General features: G+C 71.1%; 13 protein-coding genes and 2 pseudogenes. 6 read left to right on the forward strand and 9 right to left on the reverse strand.

Annotation, left to right across the window (positions count from 1 at the left end):
- The 4 genes from ACVNF4_RS22795 to ACVNF4_RS22810 all read right to left on the reverse strand — a co-directional run.
- On the reverse strand, positions 1-2,205 hold a 2,205-nt coding region (locus ACVNF4_RS22795; RefSeq protein ID WP_461804725.1), incomplete at its 3' end, for a KGGVGR-motif variant AAA ATPase.
- A 23-nt stretch (positions 2,206-2,228) separates the two neighbouring features.
- Positions 2,229-3,005, reverse strand: coding sequence for a hypothetical protein (locus ACVNF4_RS22800; protein ID WP_461804726.1), 777 nt, complete (start codon positions 3,003-3,005; stop codon positions 2,229-2,231).
- 47 nt (positions 3,006-3,052) lie between these two features.
- Positions 3,053-4,279: an FxsB family cyclophane-forming radical SAM/SPASM peptide maturase gene (locus ACVNF4_RS22805; RefSeq protein WP_461804727.1), complete on the reverse strand. Its 1,227-nt coding sequence runs from the start codon at positions 4,277-4,279 to the stop codon at positions 3,053-3,055.
- Positions 4,269-4,448: a hypothetical protein gene (locus ACVNF4_RS22810; protein ID WP_461804728.1), complete on the reverse strand. Its 180-nt coding sequence runs from the start codon at positions 4,446-4,448 to the stop codon at positions 4,269-4,271. The genes ACVNF4_RS22805 and ACVNF4_RS22810 overlap by 11 nt, the downstream gene beginning before the upstream one ends.
- 292 nt (positions 4,449-4,740) lie before the next feature.
- Here ACVNF4_RS22810 and ACVNF4_RS22815 point away from each other — a divergent pair, with 292 nt between their 5' ends.
- The 3 genes from ACVNF4_RS22815 (at position 4,741) to ACVNF4_RS22825 (ending at position 8,315) form a co-directional block, all read left to right on the forward strand.
- Positions 4,741-5,931, forward strand: a complete 1,191-nt coding sequence (locus tag ACVNF4_RS22815) for a TIR domain-containing protein (RefSeq protein WP_461804729.1) — start codon at positions 4,741-4,743, stop codon at positions 5,929-5,931.
- Positions 5,928-6,992: a hypothetical protein gene (locus tag ACVNF4_RS22820; protein ID WP_461804730.1), complete on the forward strand. Its 1,065-nt coding sequence runs from the start codon at positions 5,928-5,930 to the stop codon at positions 6,990-6,992. Before ACVNF4_RS22815 ends, ACVNF4_RS22820 begins: the two co-directional genes overlap by 4 nt.
- Before the next feature lie 288 nt (positions 6,993-7,280).
- Positions 7,281-8,315: a TIR domain-containing protein gene (locus ACVNF4_RS22825; protein WP_461804731.1), complete on the forward strand. Its 1,035-nt coding sequence runs from the start codon at positions 7,281-7,283 to the stop codon at positions 8,313-8,315.
- Positions 8,316-8,322: 7 nt separating this feature from the next.
- Here ACVNF4_RS22825 and ACVNF4_RS22830 read toward each other — a convergent pair whose 3' ends face one another.
- Together ACVNF4_RS22830 and ACVNF4_RS22835 are read right to left on the reverse strand one after the other, a co-directional pair.
- On the reverse strand, positions 8,323-9,057 hold the full coding sequence (locus ACVNF4_RS22830; RefSeq protein ID WP_461804732.1) for an SRPBCC family protein: 735 nt from the start codon (positions 9,055-9,057) through the stop codon (positions 8,323-8,325).
- A 14-nt stretch (positions 9,058-9,071) separates the two neighbouring features.
- Entirely contained in the window at positions 9,072-9,695 is a 624-nt protein-coding gene (locus tag ACVNF4_RS22835; protein ID WP_461804733.1) for an ArsR/SmtB family transcription factor, read from the reverse strand.
- 134 nt (positions 9,696-9,829) lie between these two features.
- On the opposite strand from ACVNF4_RS22835, the gene dapA reads away from it, so the two are divergent.
- Positions 9,830-10,714 (forward strand): 4-hydroxy-tetrahydrodipicolinate synthase, encoded by an 885-nt coding sequence (gene dapA / locus ACVNF4_RS22840; protein ID WP_461804734.1) that lies wholly within the window; start codon positions 9,830-9,832, stop codon positions 10,712-10,714.
- Positions 10,715-10,729: 15 nt separating this feature from the next.
- Here dapA and ACVNF4_RS22845 read toward each other — a convergent pair whose 3' ends face one another.
- Positions 10,730-11,089, reverse strand: a complete 360-nt coding sequence (locus tag ACVNF4_RS22845; RefSeq protein WP_461804735.1) for a hypothetical protein — start codon at positions 11,087-11,089, stop codon at positions 10,730-10,732.
- Between the two features lie 28 nt (positions 11,090-11,117).
- Here ACVNF4_RS22845 and ACVNF4_RS22850 point away from each other — a divergent pair, with 28 nt between their 5' ends.
- Positions 11,118-11,633 carry an HAD domain-containing protein gene (locus ACVNF4_RS22850; protein ID WP_461804736.1) on the forward strand — a complete coding sequence of 172 codons (516 nt, stop codon included), beginning with the start codon at positions 11,118-11,120 and terminating at the stop codon, positions 11,631-11,633.
- Between the two features lie 54 nt (positions 11,634-11,687).
- On the opposite strand, the gene dapD is transcribed toward ACVNF4_RS22850, so the two are convergent.
- The gene (gene dapD / locus ACVNF4_RS22855; protein WP_461804737.1) at positions 11,688-12,677 is read right to left on the reverse strand and encodes a 2,3,4,5-tetrahydropyridine-2,6-dicarboxylate N-succinyltransferase; all 990 of its coding nucleotides are present in this window, start codon (positions 12,675-12,677) and stop codon (positions 11,688-11,690) included.
- Positions 12,678-12,910: 233 nt separating this feature from the next.
- Positions 12,911-12,982 (reverse strand): annotated as a pseudogene (locus tag ACVNF4_RS22860) (TetR family transcriptional regulator); the annotation flags it as partial.
- Positions 12,983-13,265: 283 nt separating this feature from the next.
- On the opposite strand from ACVNF4_RS22860, the pseudogene ACVNF4_RS22865 reads away from it, so the two are divergent.
- A pseudogene (locus ACVNF4_RS22865) lies at positions 13,266-13,657 on the forward strand (AbfB domain-containing protein); the annotation flags it as partial.

Consider the following 13,657-nt stretch of genomic DNA (forward strand, 5'->3'; position numbering starts at 1 on the left):
GGGTTCGGCGGCGGCGCCGGTCCGGCCGCCCTCGGCGCGGTCGCGCATGGCGCGGGTGTAGGCGGCGACGGCCTCGCGCAGGGGTGGTCCGGCGTTCTTGACGTAGGCGGCGGCCTGTTCGACGGTCTGCGGGAGCCGGCCGCAGGCGTCGAGGATGTCGTGGGCGAGGCCGGCGTCCAACCCGGGGAAGTGCAGGCGCAGTTGCTCGGTCGCCTCGGCCTCGGTGGGCATGCCGATCTCGAACCGGCGGCCCACGGACTGCCAGTCGTCGGCGTCGGAGGTGATGAGGACGTGGCTGCCGCCGCCGGGGAGGAGTCCGCCGAGGTCGGCGGGGCGGCGGACGTCGTCGTAGACGAGGAGGAAGCGGCGGAGCTCTCCCCAGCCGCCGGCGAGGGCCTCCAGGGTGCGGGCGACGGCGTCGGTGGCGGAGCGCCGTACGACGCCCAACCGCTCGCCGAGCGCGGCGAGTTCCTCGCTGACGCAGGTCGCGGTGTCGGCGCGCAGCCACCAGATCGCGTCGTAGTCGGGGGCGAAGCGGTAGGCGAACTCCAGGGCGATACGGCTCTTTCCGACGCCGAGCGGGCCGGTGAGGATCGCGGGTTCGACGGGCCGGCCGGGCGGGAAGGCGTCGCGCAGGGTGTCGAGGCAATCCTCGCGGCCCTGGAAGGTGGCGCCTCGGGGCGGGGTCTTCCAGATCCTCGGGTAGCTGCCGGGGAACCGCACCCCGCCGGAACCCGGGGTGCGGGGCCGGTCGCCTCGCGCGAAGTGCTCCAGGAGCAGTTCCTCGGCCTCGGTCTCGCCGAGGTTCTGAAGGTGCGGTCCCTTGAGGTCGCCGAGCGGCGGCCGTACGCGGGTCTCCTCGACCCGCACGGCGACGATCGAGTCCGTCCGGTCCCCCGACCCGAGGCGTCCGGCGGCCCGCATGTGCTGCTCGATGACCGCGTCGAGCGCGGGCGCGGACTGGAGGGCGGGGGAGACGACGAGGACGGTGTACGTCGGTTTCGTGTCCGCCGGCGCGGTGTGCGCGTCCCACTGGGCGGTCGTCTCGCAACTGATGCCGAGCCGGGCGAGGACGCCCCGGATCCACTCGGCCCACAGTCGGTCGCGGGCGGCGTGCACGATGCGTGCGGTGCGCCGGCCGGGGGTGCGGACCTCCTCGAAGCGTTCCGCGAACCTGAGGCGCAGGGGTTCGGGGACGGGCCGCACGGAGGAGACCTTGCCCCGGCTGATCTCCTGCGCGATCCGTACGTAGGCGTCGAGTTGGAGGGACTTCGTGCCGGGGCGCAGGGTGAAGGGGACGAGGATCTCCTCGTAGGCGAAGGCGGGGTGGTGCGGGACCTCGACCTGGCCCCAGTACTCGTCGAGGGAGCCGGTGGTGAGGGGGGCGACGAGTCCGGCGAACCGCTGCTCGACGTAGGCGCGGCGGCGGCCGGCCTTGCCCGGTTCGGCGTGCTCGACGCGCATCGGGACGGGCAGGATGCGGATCTCCCGGCCTGCCTCGCGGGCCTGTTGGTGGATCTGGTGGGCGACGGAGGCGGTGCCCTCGATGGACTGGTTGCTGAGGTTGAACCCGGCGACGACGACGTCGGGCAGCCACAGGGTGCACACGCTCGCGTTGTCGGAGTGGCCGGTGCGGCTGTCGATCAGGACGTAGTCGTACGGGCCTCGGCGCAGCCGTTCGCGCAACGCCTCGACGAAGCGCCTGCCTTGGTGCTGGCCGTAGAAGGCGGCCCAGTCGAAGTAGGCGACGCGCTCGCTGTATTCGTCGTTCTGGATGCCGGGGCCGAGGTAGTCGACGGTGCCGGGGGTGTGGAAGTCGCTCCAGCGGACGGTGTCGCGGTGGGCGAGGACGTCGGTGTGCTCCGACAGGAGTTCACCCAGGCGCAGTTCGAAGGTGTCGTCGTCAACTCTCTGGCCCAGCAGGGCTTCGACGTCCCGGCCGTAGCCCTGGACCAGGTCGACGACGCCGGTGGTGCGGCTCAACTCCGGGTCGTTCAGGAAGGGGTGGTAGAAGCGGTGGAGTCCGGGGGACTCCAGATCCCAGTCGACGACGAGCACCCGGCTGCCCTCGGTCGCCAGGATCCAGGCGACGTTGGCGAGGGCCATCGTGCGGCCCACGCCTCCCTTGTAGGAGTAGAACGTGACTACGGTCGCCGGTTCATGGGCGGCCTCGGCGCCGGGCGGCTCCGGCTCCACGCTGCTCATTGATGCTGCTCCACATGTTCGCGTCAGCCATGCGGTCCGCGAAGGACGGGACGCTCACCGTCCTCCGGGGAGGAGAACCACGATCTGGTGCGACGGGCCGGGTCGGGCCGCTCGGTCGCGGTCCCGGTCGGGGCCGTCTCCCTCGGGGTACCCGTACGCCCGCCGAGCCACGGTACCGGTACGGGGGCAAGGTGCACATCCCATGAGACGGCAGATGTACGCGACATAGCCCCCCGGAACGGGGTGAGGTACCCGACATCATGTGCGGTCATGGTGGGTGGTGTGCGGTCTGCCGCCGAGAGTACTCGTTCCGCAACATTCCGCACCACCCTCAGATAGCCGCCACGCGCCGCCGGGTCGTGCATCAACGGGCCGACGCCGCTGCGGGGATAGTCGGCGCCGGTGGCCGGGCCCGACCGCCGGGCGGTCTCCTCCACCAGCCGCGCGGGCAGCCCGGCGCTCTGCCACACCACCTCGACGGGCCGCACGGACGCGTCGCCGGTGCGGTGCAGCCGCCAGCTGAGGCGCTCCTCGAAGACCGTGAGGTCGTAGGCGCAGGAGGGGCTGCGGAAGTACTCCTGGGAGTAGAGGACCACGAGACAGCGGCAGTTCATCGCCGGGACCTCGGACGGCGGGGCGAGCGCGCGGTCGCTGCGGCGGTGGTCGGCGAGGACTCCGTCGTACCCGGGCTCACGGCCCTTGCGGACGCGGATCTCGCTCTGGACGTCCGCGTGGAAATGCTCGACGTCCCGCCGGCCCACGCCCTCGACCGCGTGGCTGACGAAGTAGTACGGCACCATGATCCCTCCCCCCGGACCTCGCCCAGGCCCTTGCGATTCCTTGGCGTTCAGTGCAACGGCTCGACCCCGGCGGGCCTCCCCATGGTAGGAGGATTCCCTTGCCCTGTAACGGGGTTGTGACAGCCTTTCACCAGTGCGAGCAGACTGTCGTTCACGCGTTCGGAAACGTGCGCGATGAACGCCCGCAGGTCGGCGCAGTAGCACGACGGGTTGTCGTAACCGTTCTCCGCCCGATACCGGTGTGCCCGCAGCCCGCCGCCGCACACCTGGACGACGGGACAGTCCCGGCAGGTTCCGCAGAGCCCCGCGAGCCCCGCCCGCTCGGCCGCGAACCCCGGGTGCCCGCCCGCCTCGTCGAAGCTGTGCCGGCCGACGTGGAACCCGGTGTAGGCGGCCCCGTCGTGGACGGCCTTGAGGATGTCGTTCTGCTCGATCGCCCCGTCGGGCTGCACCACGACGACGTCGGAACCGCCGACTCCCCACAGCTCGGTGCCCGTTGCCCCGCCCAGCAGGACGTCCACCAGCGAGTCGAACATCCGCACCGGCACCTCCCGCACCGGCGCGTCGAACCACCGGTCGAACACCGCCGCGAGCCAGCGGGCGTACGGGGTGCCGGTGGACGGCAGTCCGGGCGGCGGGTGTTGCCGGGTGCCGAGCGGCAACAGGAGGTCCAGGGACGGGGGTTGCCGCTTCAGGAGCGCCTCGTAGGTCTCGACCGGGTCGGCCGCGAGATCGACGGTGCACAGCAACCCGGCGTAGAGGGCGGGCCGTTCGCACAGCAGCGCCAGCGCCTCGACGACGTCGTCGTAGGTCCCCTCCCCCGAGACGCGCCGCCTGCGCCGGTCGTGCGCCTCCCGGGTGCCGTCGAGACTGACGCCGATCCGGATGCCGTACCGCTCGCAGAGGTCCAGCCAACTCCGGTCCAGCCGACCGCCGTTGGTCTGGACGACGAGGTCCAGCGGGGTCTCCAGGTCTCGCCACTCGCCGCGCAGGGCCCGCGCGAAGTGGGCGATGCGGCGGTGGCCCGCGAGGAGGGGTTCGCCGCCGTGCAGCATGACGCGGGCACGGGGCGGGCGGTGGGTGCGGACGTGCTCGGCGATCCGATGAGCCGTCAACTCCCTTGTGCGATAAGGCATCACGCGCGGCTGGGTGGACCATCCGGTGTCGCGCAGGGCGTAGATGTAGCAGTCGGGGCAGGCGAAGTCGCAGCGGCTGTGCAGTTTGACGACGAACTGGGAGAAGGCAAGCGGTGGCAGTACGGCGTCACACCGCACTGTGCCACCCCGGCGGGGTCAGAGGGTCGCGCCGGTTCCTGCGCAGCAGCGCCTCCACCACCGCCGAACGCGGCAGGCCCGCCACCCGCTCGGCGGACAGCTCCCCCGCCAGTCCGGCTAAGTCGCCCCGCTCCCGGCCGTCTTCACGGCCGCTCTCGGTCGTCGTCACGCCGGCCTCCCCTCCCCGGGCCCCGCGCTGACACCGGGACCGCCCTCGGACCCTGCTAAAGTCCGGGACTCGTGAGACGTCGGCGAATATCACCCCGTACGCCTGACGTGTGCCCGTACGCCTGACCCGTGCGCCCGCCAGGCACTCTTCACTGTACCCAGGGCGGTCCGGTAAGCCTATCCTCGGAAAGCGGGGGGACCCTGACCGGCCGGGGGCCAGACGCTGCGACGCACATGTCCGGGCCGGTGAGCAACGCCCTGCCGGCTTCCCGGCGGCAGTCTGCGAGGGGCGCGTGGAGCGATCCGTCAACTACTACTACTTCTACACCAGTTGCACCCGCAGCGACGGCTGGCCGTCACTCAGCCGCTTCCACGCCGACCTGGAGTACCGGCTCAAGGCCCAGGAGGGCCTGTGGGTCGAGGGGGTGCTCGGGCCGCAGACGGGCTCGGGGCCGGTGCTGGAGAGCTGGGTCACGCAGGTCGGCGTCATGGTCGCGCTGTACTCCCCGGAGTACTTCCGCGACCGCGACTGCGGGCTGGAGTGGGCGGTGTTCCGGCATCGCATCCGCAGCCAGGAGTTCCTCACGGACCGGCCCGTCGCCGACTGCCTGATCCCCCTCGTGTGGAAGCCGGTCCCCCGCCTCGAACGGCCCCGGACGATCACGGACCCCTGGCCGTTCCTCGCCGATCTGGAGGACGTCGCCCCGGAGGCCGGCCAACTGTACGAGGAGGGCGGGCTGTCGGGCCTGATGCAGTCCCAACTCCCCGAGGCGAACGACCTGTACGTCGCCCTCCTCGGCCGTCTCGCCCGCCGCATCGCCGCCGCACGCGCCGTCGGCCTCGAACCGCTGGAGGGCATCCGCCCGCTCTCCCTGCACCCCGCGTTCGGCACGAAGCGGTCACCCGCCCGTCAGCCCGCCCCCGGCCGGGCGGTCGCCCAACTGAGCGCCGGCGGCCGGCTCAACCGCTTGAGCCCCGAACTCCGCGAGGACGACGGCTACCTCCACTTCTCGGACACCGCCCACCGCCCCGCCGAACCCCGCTCGGTGGCGATCAGTTACGTCGGCGCGGACCAGCCGTGGGCCGACTGGATGCAGGAGGTGCTGGAGGGCGACCCGGACGACCAGGGCGGGACCCGCGTCCGAGTCCACCAGGTGCGCTGGAGAACGGAGTTGGAGCCGCTGTCGGCCGCGGTCGCGCGGGCGCGGGCGACCGCGTCCCGGGTCGTCGTCGTGTTCTCCCGCAGCTACTTCACCGCCGCGACACCGGACCCCTACCAGTGGGAGGAGGTGTTCGTCGGCCCGGCGGCACGGGATCTGATCCCCATTCAGATCGATCACGAGCCACGGCCGTTGCTGGTGCGCCGGGTCGTCGAGGTGCAGCAGCTGAACGGTTCGGACGATGGTCAGGCGCAGGCTCTGCGCGACATGGTCGAGGACACCGGGCGGACGGTACCGGGTCAGCGCGAGGGGGAGTCGCGGTGACCCTGCCACTGCCGCTGCCGCGTTCCGCCCGCTCGGCGACGGCACCGCCGCCCATATCCAACATCCCTGAACAGAGCCTGCCGTTCGAGGGGCGGGACGAGCAGATCGCCCACCTGATGAAGCTGTTCGCCCAGTACGGCCATGTCCTGCTGCACGACGCGGAGCCCGGCGAGGGCTTCGGGAAGACTCAGATGGCCATCGCGTTCTGCAAGCAGTTCACCCGGCGCTACACCGTGGCCTGGTGGTTCGAGTGCTCCGGCGAGACCGACGACGAACGGCTGGCCGCGCGCATCGAGCGGCAGTACCAGGAGTTGCGCGCACTGCGCACGAAGACGCTCGGCGGGCCCGAGCCCAGACCGGACAGCAAGTGGCTCTTCGTGTACGACGACGTCTTCGACCCCGACCGGATCTACGAGCACTTCGTCCCCGGCGCCGGCCACCGCCTCGTCACCTCCCGTGCGAAGGGGCTGACCTGGGGCGAGAACCGGCTCGCCCTCGGCGGCCTCAGCCCGACCGTCGCCGAGGCCCTCCTGCTCAAACAGACCGACGGCCTCACCGCCGAGCAGGCCGAACGCGTCGCCCGCCACGCGGACTACCGTCCGGGCAAGCTGCTCACCGCCGCCGACGGCATCTTCCAGTTCGGCTACGCCGGCTACACGGCCCAGCTCGGACCCACCGCGCTGGACACCCCGCCGCACGGCATCCAGCTCCCGGGCACCGGCAGCCTCCTCGACCAGACCGACAAGCGCACACTGATCGAGGCCCTCGTCCGCTCCCCCGTCAACCGCACCCGCGACACCTTCGAACTGTGGGTCGAATCCATCAACCTGGCCATCAGACCCCTCCGGCTCGCGCCCCTCAGCGACACCGGCTCGACCCGCACCCGCACCGTCGCCATCGTCAACTTCGCCCTCTCCCAGCACACCCCGGTCGTCCTCTCCGCCATGGCCGGCGCCCTGGAGGAACTGGGCGAGTCCGACGACGAGGCGGCCCGCGTCGTCCGCCTCCTCGCGGACAAGGCGGCCAGGGAGTCGAGAGCGAACCACAACGGCAGACGGTGACCTCGTCGGCCTGGATGCCCAGCCGACCTCGCCCGCCCGGCTGCCTCACCGCCTCGCCGGCCCGCTTCCCGGAACCGCGGTTCCCGGAACATCGCCTCCGCCAAAGGCATTTCAGGCACACTCGGGACGTGCCGGCCGAGCGGGCCGGGTCACGGGGAGAGGCGGCGCCCGATCAGCGCAGGTGAGCGGCAGCGGAGACGCGCAGGTGAGCGGCAGCGGCTGCGCGTACCGAGAACCGCACCCCCATGCCCCCGCCCACTCGACCGTGCCTGAACCCGGGGAGGGCCCATGACCGAGCGACCGCCGTTCTTCTTCACCAGCTACGCCGTACGCCCGGCCGACAAACCGCTGGTGGAGTCGTTCCACCGGCGCCTCCAGCAGGAGACGGAGATCAAACGCGGGCGTTCGGCCCCGCACGGGGGCTTCCTCGACGCCGGCTCGATCACCCTCGGCGAGAACTGGCACCGGAAGATCGCCACGGCACTCGGCCGGACCCGCTTCCTCGTCGCCCTGCTCACCGACGACTACCTCACCAGCCCCTGGTGCGCACGGGAGTGGGCGGTCATGCGCGAACGGGTCCGGCTGGCGGCCCCCGAGGAACCGGTCGCGATCCTGCCCCTCTTCTGGACCCGGCTCAGCCGCGAACTGCCCACCGAAGTCGCCGACTTGCAGCTGAGGACGGCCTCGCTGGGCGCCCTGTACACCGATACGTGCCTGGTGGACCTGGTGCGGGGGGACGCCACGGGGTACGAGAGGTTCGTCATCGGGCTGACGGACCACATGGTGAAGGCGGCTTCGGTGGAACTCCCGGAGATGGAGGCGGAGTCGGCGGCGACCTATCCACCGGCGTTCGGGCTGGGGGCGCCGGAGGGGGAGACAGGAGCCGTCTGGGTCACGAAGGCCTCGACAGGCGTGAAGCCGGCCTTCGGAGCGAAATCGGGCACAGGCACACCATCAGCCTCGAAGGAATCAACAACCTCGGCCTCGGCGGAGGCAGCGACAGCCCTCGCGGACCCGATACACCTCTTCGAGAAGCGCACCCTCATCGAAGCCCTCCTGCTCTCCCCCATCTCGGGCCCCCGCGAGACCTACGATCTCTGGCTCGAATCCGTCCGACTCCTCGTCGCCCCAACCCAGTTGGCCCCCAGCACAGACGCGGGCGCACTGCGCATCCGCGTCACCGCGCTCGTCAACTTCGCCCTCCGCCAGAAAACCCCCACCGTCCTCCTCGCCTACGCCGAAGCCCTCGAAGAGCTCGGCGCCGACGAGGCGACCACCGAAGTACGCCGCCTCGTCGACCTGGCCGAGGCCAACTGGCCGTAACCGCCCCCTACTTCCCGAACACCCCGTCCAACCACCCCTGCCAGGCGACCTCCGTGCCCTTCGAGTCGGCGTCGGCCGCGAAGTCATGCACGCTGATCCCCACCGGAGCCCCCCACCGCCCCCGCCCGAACACCCGGACAAGCGCATGCTCGGTCCGCAACCCGATGAACTCCGGTGTCCGATAGTCGAGTACGGCGTCGAACTCCCCGGGCCCCCGCACCCGCAACCGCTCCCCCACCGTCTCCCCGACCCCCAACTCCCGCGCCACGACCCCCATCGCGTCCGGCGTGGCGGAGGCGGCCGGCCCCTCGGCGGCCGAAAAGACCACGGCACGCGGCGCGAAGTGCACCAAGTACTCGCGCAGGGTATGGAGATAGAAGTCCGTGTGCCGCCCGGCCCCGTCGTACTGGTTCTCCCAGTCGTCGACGAAGATCCCGCTGTGCACGTACCGCACCCAGGCCCGCCGCCCCGCGTCCCGCGCCTCGATCGTGTAGTCGAGTTGGTTGCGGGACTGGACGGGCATGCCGACGTCGTCACTCAGGTTGGTGTACCGGTGGGGCGGGTCCCACGCGGTGACGGTGGACCCGAACGGCCCACTCCCCCCGAGCCTCGGCTCGGGCGCCTCCATCGGCCACAGATACGCGCCGGGGTTCCCCGTCACCGTCTCCCACACCTGCTCCGGCGTGGCGTCCACCTCGAACTCGCGGACGATCTCGAATTCCTTCTCCGCACCCTGGGACATGGCAAGACTCCTGACTAGTCGTTCAACTCGGTGCCGGGCAAAGCTTGTTGCAGCTTCTGCTTCAGCGTCGGATGCAGCCCGAGGACGATCCGGTGATCACGTCCGCCCGCCGCGTCCGGCGCGTCGTACTTACGGATCAGCGCGCTCACCCCGGCCGTCAACTCCTGTACGAACGCGGCCCGTTCGGCGGCGGAGGCGAACCGCACCTCGCCGTCCAGCGCGTACGTCGCAAGCGGTTTCCGCGCCTTCGCCGCGCCGGTGATCAGCGAGCCGACGTCCCGGACGAGCCGGGCGCCGAGCGCGAGCAGCCAGCGCGCGGAGAGCTGGTCGCGGAACCGGTCCGGGTCCGGCTGCACCTCGGCGAGGGCGAGCGGCGAGATGACGTACGACGCGGCGGTGGCCCGCATCAGCCGCTCGGTGACGTTCCCCTTGCGCCGCTCCCCGGCCAGCTCCACCAGGCCGTGCTTCTCCAGCGCCTTGAGGTGATAGTTCACCTTCTGCCGGGGCAGCCCGACCTGCCCGGCCAGCATCGCAGCCGACGCGGGGCCCGCCGCCAGCTCCGCCAGCAGACGTGCCCTTATCGGGTCCAGCGTCGCGGCTGCCGCCTCGGGGTTCTCGATCACGGTGACGTCCAGCATGGGTCCACCGTCCCACCGAAAACTTTTTTTGTCCAGACGAGAATAGTTGTCGGACTGTCTATGCAGCAAACCTAATCGATACACGGTAGGAAATTTAAGTAGAACTTCACCATTGGTCCGCCGACACTACCCCCATGACCACAACACCCCCCTTCGGCCGCGCCCTCTGCGCGATGATCACCCCCTTCACCGAGACCGGCGCCCTCGACCTGGACGGCGCCCAGCGCCTCGCCGTCCACCTGATCGGTGAGGGCTGCGACGGCCTGGTCCTCTCCGGCACGACGGGCGAGTCCCCCACGACAACCGACGCGGAGAAGTCGGCCCTGGTGCGGGCGGTCCGCGATGCGGTGGGCCCAACCACCCCCCTTCTCACGGGAGTAGGCACAGCGGACACCCACCACTCGATCCAACTCGCCGCCCAGGCAGCCGACTCGGGCGCAACCGGCGTCCTCCTCGCGGCCCCGTACTACAGCCGCCCGCCCCAAGACGCCGTAGCAGCCCACCTCCACGCCGTCGCCGACGCCTCCGAACTCCCCGTCATGCTCTACGACATCCCCTCCCGCACCGGCACCCGCATCACCCCCGACACCCTCCTCGCCCTCGCCGACCACCCCCGCGTCCTCGCGGTCAAGGACTGCTCCTACGACTTCCTGACCGCCCAAAAGCTCATCTCCCGCACCGACTTGGCGTACTACGCCGGCTGCGACGAACACAACCTCGCCCTCTACGCGGTCGGCGGCGCGGGCTACGTCAGCACCGTCTCGAACGTCGCCGCCCGCCAAGTCCGCGCAGTCCTCGACCTGTTCGACGCGGGCGACACAACCGCAGCGGCTGAGGCCCAACAACGCCTCATCCCCCTCACGGAGTTGATGATGGCCTCGGACCTCCCCGGCACAGTGACAGCAAAGGCCCTCCTGACAGACCTGGGCCTTCCTTCGGGCCCGGTGCGCCGCCCCCTGCTGGACGCGGACCCCGAGACGACGAAGGCGCTGCGAGCGGCGTACGAGGAATGCGGCTGACCAACTCTCCCGCCCTCACCCCCGACGCGCCCGCCACCCCGCCTTCTTGGGCACCGCAGGACTCGGGTCATGCGTATGAGACTCCACCAGGGCCGCCGCCGCACGCTCCTCGAAACGGGCGAACTTGGCGACGAGTTCGGCCGCCATCGCCCGGAGCACAGATGTCCCCCTTGCACCGGTCACCCGCCAGCGCATGGAGCGCGGCGACCCTGACCTTCGCGTCGCGTCGGGATCGTCCGCCATCCCGGTCAACTCCTCCATCGACTCCACATCGACCAGATGATCGAGCAGGCGACAACACCCCTCCCGAACCCCCGCGTCCCCGCTCTTCAGCCCCGCCCGTATCGCCGCAAGCGCCCCATCCCCACTCCGCACCCCCACCCCTCCCGCTACCGTAAGCAAGATGCCACCCCACCCCCTCCTCTTCCTCGACGTCGACGGCCCCTTGAATCCCTACGCGGCCCAACCCGAACGCCGCCCCGACGGCTACACCACGATCCGCGCCTCCCCCACCCCGGACCGAGGCCCCTTCCGTGTCTGGCTCAACCCCGCCCACGGCCCCGCCCTCCTCGCTCTCCCCTACGACTTGGTCTGGGCGACGACCTGGATGTCCCAGGCCAACACCTGGATAGCCCCCGTCCTCACCCTCCCGCCCCTCCCCCACGTCGACTTCGGCCCCGACCTCCTCGCCCACCGCCCCGACGAAGTCCACTGGAAAACCCGGCACTTGCTGAAGTACGCCGCAGGCCGCCCCTTCGCCTGGGTGGACGACGAACAGTCCCCGGCGGACACGGAGTACGTCACAACACACCACCCCACCCCGGCCCTCCTCCACCACGTGAACCCCCGACTGGGCCTGCGGGAGGGCGACTTCAGGGTGTTGGAGGAGTGGGCTCGCAGCGAGGGGCCCCGAACATGAGGGTGAGCGCCCTCCCGGACCCCGGAAAGACGCTCACCGACCCCCGCCCACAACTCAGTTGTGGCTGTGCAGCACCTCGTTCAACCCACCCCACACCGCGTTGTTCGGCCGAGCCTCGACCGTCCCGGTGACGGAGTTGCGGCGGAACAGGATGTTGGACGCCCCGGACAGCTCACGTGCCTTGACGATCTGCCCGTCGGGCATGGTGACCCGGGTACCGGCGGTGACGTACAGCCCCGCCTCGACGACGCACTCGTCACCCAGCGCGATCCCGACCCCGGCCTCGGCCCCGATGAGGCACCGCTCGCCGATGGTGATGCGGACGTTCCCGCCGCCGGACAGCGTGCCCATGGTGGACGCGCCGCCGCCGATGTCGGAGCCGTCGCCGACGACGACGCCGGCGGAGATACGGCCCTCGACCATGGAGGTCCCGAGGGTGCCGGCGTTGAAGTTGACGAAGCCCTCGTGCATGACGGTCGTGCCCTCGGCGAGGTGCGCACCGAGGCGGACGCGGTCGGCGTCGGCGATGCGAACGCCCTTGGGGGCGACGTAGTCGGTCATGCGGGGGAACTTGTCGATGGACGTCACCTGGAGGTGCAGCCCCTCGGCACGCGCGTTCAGGCGGACCTTCTCGACGTCGTCCACGGCGACCGGCCCGAGGGAGGTCCAGGCGACGTTCGCGAGGAGCCCGAAGACCCCGTCCAGGCTCTGCCCGTGCGGCTGCACGAGCCGGTGCGAGAGCAGGTGCAGCCTCAGGTACGCGTCGTGCGCGTCGATCGGCTTCTCGGCCAGCGAGGAGATGACCGTGCGGACCGCGACCACCTCGACGCCCCGGCGCGCGTCCGGCCCGATCGCCTTCGCCGCACCCTCACCGAGCAGCTCGACGGCTTTCTCCGCCGACAGCCGCTCGCTCCCCGAGGGCCCGGGCTCCGCGACGAGCTCGGGGGCGGGGAACCAGGTGTCGAGAACGGTGCCGTCGGCGGCGATGGTGGCAAGACCGGCGGCCACCGCGCCGCTGGTACCAGGTGCAGTCGTGTCGCTCATAAGGGGAAACCTAACCGGCGAATGCCCGCAGAAGCGAACTGGCGGCCGGGTGTCTCAGGGTACGAACCCCTCGACGGCGGTACGACACGCCCCCGGCCTACGCTCCTTACCTACCACCCCCACTCCCACCCCTTACTTCCGCACGACCCTCCCGAACACCCCCCGAGCCGTCACCTCGTCCGTCCGCGCCGCCGGCAACCGCGCGAGGCTCGCGGCGAGATCACTCCCCGGCTCGGCACATCCGCCTCGGCGGCGACACTGCGGTGACTGAGCCCGTCGAGTCCCCGCTCCCGCACGACCCTCATCGCCGCGTCGATGATCCGCCCCTCCCCGAACAGCACGAGCCCGATGGCCGCGACGGACGCCGTCCCGACGCCGGCAGCAGATACCCCATGCGTACGAGCGCACACATACACATCCGGCAACCCCGGATACCCCGTGTTGTGAACGGCAGTTGAGAAAGCGTTATCGAACGCGATCACCCAAACGGCTACTCCCCCGTCACAAGACCCACTAGTGTTTCACCGTTCACACACCGGGCCCCCGCATTCGCGGCCCCGCCATGGGCGCCGCTGGAGGAATCAGCGCATGCCATTCAAGAAGTCCCGGCCCTCTCAAGAGAATTCGTGGGAGAACGGCTGGGCCCCGGACACCTCGCGGGCCCCCGGCACCCGACGTCTGTGGCTGGCCGGTGCCCTCGCGCTGGCCACGGTGACGGCCTGCGTCACGGCGATCACCGTCATGGACAAGGAGTCGGCAGACAGGTCCGACGAGGCGAAGCAGGCCGACACCAAGTCGGCCAAGGAGACCGGCCCCGGCCTGATCTCGTTCGCCTCCCCGACCCCGACGGACAACGCGTCACCGGCCGGCGGCAAGGGCGCGCAGCAGAGCGAGAACCCCTCGGGCTCCCCGAGCCCCTCGGCCGCCGGCCCCTCCGGCTCCCCGAGCCCGCAGGGCGCCGGCACGACCGGCGGCGGCAC

The organism is Streptomyces sp. S6, assembly GCF_054880855.1.

Bases quoted from the DNA above. Each gene is read 5' to 3' on its own strand.
- dapA (WP_461804734.1), top strand. From the start codon at position 9,830: ATGACCACAACACCCCCCTTCGGCCGCGCCCTCTGCGCGATGATCACC.
- dapD (WP_461804737.1), bottom strand. From the start codon at position 12,677: ATGAGCGACACGACTGCACCTGGTACCAGCGGCGCGGTGGCCGCCGGT.
- ACVNF4_RS22830 (WP_461804732.1), bottom strand. From the start codon at position 9,057: ATGTCCCAGGGTGCGGAGAAGGAATTCGAGATCGTCCGCGAGTTCGAG.
- ACVNF4_RS22835 (WP_461804733.1), bottom strand. From the start codon at position 9,695: ATGCTGGACGTCACCGTGATCGAGAACCCCGAGGCGGCAGCCGCGACG.
- ACVNF4_RS22800 (WP_461804726.1), bottom strand. From the start codon at position 3,005: ATGGTGCCGTACTACTTCGTCAGCCACGCGGTCGAGGGCGTGGGCCGG.
- ACVNF4_RS22825 (WP_461804731.1), top strand. From the start codon at position 7,281: ATGACCGAGCGACCGCCGTTCTTCTTCACCAGCTACGCCGTACGCCCG.
- ACVNF4_RS22850 (WP_461804736.1), top strand. From the start codon at position 11,118: ATGCCACCCCACCCCCTCCTCTTCCTCGACGTCGACGGCCCCTTGAAT.